The organism is Tenacibaculum piscium, from assembly GCF_021390715.1.
GTDB lineage: Bacteria > Bacteroidota > Bacteroidia > Flavobacteriales > Flavobacteriaceae > Polaribacter > Polaribacter piscius.
In genome coordinates this window covers 44211-49324 of sequence record NZ_JAJGWT010000007.1, presented here as the reverse complement: position 1 = coordinate 49324, position 5114 = coordinate 44211, and the positions used below count along the sequence as shown (strand labels likewise).

3 protein-coding genes are annotated in these 5114 nt (G+C 32.0%); 1 reads left to right on the top strand and 2 read right to left on the bottom strand.

Annotated features, from left to right (window positions below; translation table 11 throughout):
• Positions 1-33: 33 nt before the first annotated feature.
• Positions 34-1899 (bottom strand): PorP/SprF family type IX secretion system membrane protein, encoded by a 1866-nt coding sequence (locus tag L0U77_RS08175; protein ID WP_233901004.1) that lies wholly within the window; start codon positions 1897-1899, stop codon positions 34-36.
• 5 nt (positions 1900-1904) lie between these two features.
• Positions 1905-4115, bottom strand: a complete 2211-nt coding sequence (locus tag L0U77_RS08170; RefSeq protein ID WP_233901003.1) for a T9SS type B sorting domain-containing protein — start codon at positions 4113-4115, stop codon at positions 1905-1907.
• Between the two features lie 297 nt (positions 4116-4412).
• On the opposite strand from L0U77_RS08170, the gene cmk reads away from it, so the two are divergent.
• Complete coding sequence (gene cmk / locus L0U77_RS08165) at positions 4413-5102, top strand: (d)CMP kinase (protein WP_233881763.1); 690 nt, start codon at positions 4413-4415, stop codon at positions 5100-5102.
• Positions 5103-5114: the final 12 nt, after the last annotated feature.

Sequence of the window (5114 nt, the reverse complement as noted above, 5' to 3'; positions counted from 1 at the left end):
ATTATGAAAATTTATTGTTGGGGTAATCTAAAATTATTTTATACGTACTATGGTTTTACGATCGTAAAACGCGCCGTTTAAATTATTGTTATACAAACGAATAGCTTCTTCTTTGCTATCTACTTTAGCGATATATACATGCATATATCCTGTGGTCGGATTTATAAAATATCCTGCTTTGATATCATCATTTCTTAGTTCATCAACATTTCTATCGGCTAATGATTTTTTTGAATTTACATATACTTGTAAATAATATCCTGGCTCAATTCCTTGTGAGTTCGACATGGTTCTTACTCTAGCGGGTGGTTGTTTTTTAGGTTCTTTATACGAATCACCTGCTTCACCGATGGTTAATTTAACCACATATACCGGATCTTTTCCGCTATTTAATTTTATTGATGATTGATCATTTTTATCATTACTTTCAAATAAACGTGTTTTATCGTTAAAATCGTCTACTTTTTCGATAGCATCTACTTTTTTAGCATATCTGTCAATATACACATAATACCATTTATCGGTAGGATCGAAGATATATTTAGCTTCTGCGCCTAATCTACTCCATTTTTCTATTAAAGCATCGACATTTTCTTTATTTCTGTATCTATCGGAAACCACGTAATACATCGTACCTCCACCTCCAGAATGTGTAATTGTACTTTCACGCCAAGGTGCTTTATTTCTTCTTTTTAAGGAAGTATCTTTTTCATCTCCTTTGATTTCTTTGGGTATAAATGTTTTTGGTTCTTCTATTTTTTGTTTGATTAATGGTGGTTGATTTTTCAAAATTCGAAGCACCTCATCTACTTTTTCATTTAATACATTAATAGAATCTTGAGCCTGTTGAAGTTCATCTGATAAATCATGATGTTCTTCATCTTTATAATCGGTTTTCTTTTTCGTTTTTTTAGGTGTTCTTTTTGGCAATGTTACATTTACGTTACCTGTTCTTCTTTTTGGTCTATTTCTGATATAATTTTTTTGTCCAAAATTATAGGTTAATCCAACTTCATTGGTTGCTGCAAATTCATTTTTTTCGTAACTAAAACCGATGGATAATTCATCAGAAATATTAACACCTAAACCTGCGGATATTCCATATGTTTTATCGTATCCTGCTTTTATCCAACCTGCTTTTGGTAGGTCTAAAATAAGACTTCCTGAACCATTAAATCCTTGTTTACCTGCTTTTGATGCGACTACTAAAGCTCTTAAATCGGCACGTTCAAAAATACCTGCGGCATAGCTAAATTCATAAGAATACATAGCGTGTGCCGAAAAGGTTTTTTGACCAAAATCGGTCGCTACTTCACTTTTTTTCAAATTAAAATCGACTAAATTTTCAAAGAACAGACCAACATCAAAACTACCAAAAGATAGTGTTACTGCAGGTTGTAACATCACCATAGGAATATCTTGAAAGTTTGATAAAAACAAATCATCCTGATCATTTACAAGAACTCTCGCCCAATCAATACTACTTCTACTATATAAGAAATTAAATCCAAAAGTTAAATCCATATTTTGATTTAATTGGATTTTTTGTGCATAATTTGCGATTGCTCCAAAATCTTTCATTGCTCCAACTTCTTGTTGATACACTACAAAACCAGCTCCTACGCTTTCACGCATTTTCCCTGAATAGGAAAGTAAATGCAATCTTGGATTATCTTCAAAATCGATATTACTATTGCGCACAATTCCTGTTAAAGCCGTTTTATTTTCTCGCAAAGCGGAAAAAGTAGGCACCGTTAAAAAACGGTTAAATTTCATAAAGTTTCGAGCACTAAAAGAATTATAGTTCTGTCCATTATTCCCTAATATTTGCCCTACTGATGTTACGCTAATTAGAAAAATAAAAAGTACACTAATTTTTTTTAATATGTTGACTATCATTTTCATTAATATAACACGGATATTGTTCCTGCTTTTATAATTTGATTATCACGAATAATTTTATAATAAAAAATTACTTGATTTCCTAAATCTTCTAGCGGCCAATCATTTTTATAATCGGTTGTTTTTACTATTAATTTACCTGTTGAATCATACAATTCTACAGTTATTTCTTCTTGAAAAGCATATCTATTGGATATTTTCCAAGAATCATTTTTACCATCTCCATTAGGAGTTATTACGTTTGGTACAACTTGCTGATTATCCTGTTCAATTGCTTCAATTGTTTTTTGTACAGAACAAGAACCTACTGTCGCAATTACGGTATAAAAACCTAGCGTATTTACGGATAAATTTTCAGTTGTTCCTAGTAAATTAGCATTATTTTGATTTTCACCTGTACCTTTATACCACTTATACGATTCTGCTCCGCTAGCGGTTACAACAACTTCTTCTCCTTCAGGAAGGACTATTTTTTCTGAAGGCGTTACCGTTATCGCAGAATCATCAAACAAAACTACTATTTTTTCTTCAATTATTTTTGAACAACCAAAACCGCTCATTTTCAAGCTATAAGTTCCGATTTCGGTAACTTCTAAATCAGTAATATTGGTAGCGATTAGTGTTTTTTCTGTTGAATCTGCTACTGATTGAAACCATTCATAGGTATATCCTGTTACTAATTCATCAATCGTATAAATAATTTTACCTCCTGAACATAATGAATTTGATGCTGAACTTGCTGTTGTCGTAGGGATTTTAGCGATCATTTTAATATCCAATTCATTGGAGGGCATTTTATCCAAACCACCGTGACTAACTTGTATCGTGTACACACCCGATTGTGTATGTGAACTACGTGTTAATTCTTTATTGGTTGCCGATGGAATATCAACTTTATTAAACGTCCATTGGTATGATAATAATGCTAATTGTTCGGGTGTTAAAACATATATTTCATCATCCGAGGCAACAACATTTACTTGTTTCAGACTCAAATCGACCCCTGACGCATTACATTCTTCATAATTTTCATCAGCAATAATAACAGGCAAAAAAGATTTCACACCTAATACGCTCATTATTTTTGAAGCCGTAGATACGGTACATCCTCCAGTACTTGTTTCTACAATATTTGCGATATATTCTCCAGGAACACTAACTTCGATAGAAGTTCCTCCAATACCAAATAATCGTTTGGTATCTTTATACCATTCAATAGTATAATCGGCTGTTCCGTTTACAGTAATCGACAAATCAACTTTTTCTCCTAACAACAGTACTGATACTAAAGGTGTTTCATTAGAAACAGTTACTGTCGCTGTAACTTTTGATGTTAATTCTACTTCATTTGAAGCGGTAATACAAGAAGTTCCTGTATCAATTTCTAAATAATAATTTCCCAATTGCCCTACTGTTGGTGTTGTATATGTTGCTGATGATGAGGATTGCACTAAGTTGGTATTAAAGTACCAATTATAGATATACGATGGATTTTCAACATTTGCTTCGAACGTATGTGCTTGATCGCCACAAATTTCAACGACATCTGGTCCTTTTATTTTTTTTTCTGATTCGGTAACAACAAAAACATCTATTAATGTTGATTCTTTAAAACCACACGCACCGTAATCAATTTTAACTTGATATTTCCCTGGTGTCGAAACTTCCAATACAGGCTGAGTTGTTGTAGCAACGATACCGCCATCTTTAAACCATTTATAATCTCCTTCCTGATTCGTGTTTAATGTTAATTCAGAGGTATCACCATCACACAGAAACACATTTTTAAAATCATTTAAAATAAATGTTCCTGAAATCATTTTATAAGCTTCAAAAGAATCCGATTCGGGACTAATCATCGCTGGTGAAGTAGCAACTAATCTAATTTTATAATTTTTACCGTACGAATTATCAGGTAATTGAAAACTTCTTGAAAAGGTAAATGTTTCATTTTCTGTGGCTACTGTCGCTAAATTTACGGGAGCACCCCAAGTTCCATTACCGTCAGATAATTCTATTGTGAATTCATTATCCGAAGCAAATACCGTCGTTGAATATTTAAAAACAACTTTATAATCTGTAGGAATCTCTGTATCACAAGCTGACACGAACTGTATTTCTGGCTTTAACAGCTCTTGAGAAAATAGTATCGTACTGGCAAAAAAGAGGAATATCCCTAAAAGTATATGTATGCTTTTAATTATTCTTTTCATTTTAAATTATACTTAAAAAATATTGTACTTAAGGGGAAAGGGAAAGCAAATATAAACTTTTAATATAACAAATTATAATGATATTTAAAATCTATCTCGAACATACAAAAAACAACTCAAAAAAGCAAATAAAACCATAAAAAATAAGCACTTAGCTTCTCTTAAAAAAACTTAAACTTATGTTAAATCTTGAATAAAAATGAACATTATTATTTTAAAAAACCTTTCTTAAAAAATAAAAATCTATTGTATATTCGTAACTATATTTATATTTTTTTATTTATATATTTTTTTAATATGACACAAAAAATCACCATAGCTATTGATGGCTTTTCATCAACAGGTAAGAGTACTATCGCCAAACAATTGGCCAAAAAACTAGGCTATATTTATGTTGATACAGGAGCTATGTACCGAGCTGTTACGCTGTATGCAATGCAAAAAAATTATATTTCAGATACGCATTTCAACCCTAATGATTTAATTGCTGATTTACAAAATATTTCGGTTTCTTTTGTTTATAACGATGCCTTAGGTTTTGCAGAAATGTTTTTAAATGGTCTGAATGTTGAAAAAGCGATAAGAAGTATTGAAGTTTCTCGTTTGGTTAGTAAAGTTGCTACGATTTCGGAAGTTCGAAAAAAGCTGGTGAGCGAACAACAGGAAATGGGAAAAAATAAAGGAATCGTAATGGATGGTCGTGATATCGGTTCGGTTGTTTTTCCTGATGCCGAGTTAAAGTTATTTATGACGGCTTCTGCGGATAAACGAGCGACACGCCGTTATAAAGAATTATTAGATCGCGGTGATACAGTAACTTATCAAGAGATATTACACAATGTTCAAGAGCGTGATCGAATTGATGAAACTAGAGCTGATTCTCCGCTGATTCTTACCGATGATGCGATTGAATTTGACAACTCAAACATGGGATTAAAAGACCAATTTGAACGAATTATGACACTAGTTGAAATGAGATTACACTAAAATTTATTTTAA

Bases quoted from the DNA above. Each gene is read 5' to 3' on its own strand.
- cmk (WP_233881763.1), top strand. From the start codon at position 4,413: ATGACACAAAAAATCACCATAGCTATTGATGGCTTTTCATCAACAGGT.
- L0U77_RS08175 (WP_233901004.1), bottom strand. From the start codon at position 1,899: ATGATAGTCAACATATTAAAAAAAATTAGTGTACTTTTTATTTTTCTA.
- L0U77_RS08170 (WP_233901003.1), bottom strand. From the start codon at position 4,115: ATGAAAAGAATAATTAAAAGCATACATATACTTTTAGGGATATTCCTC.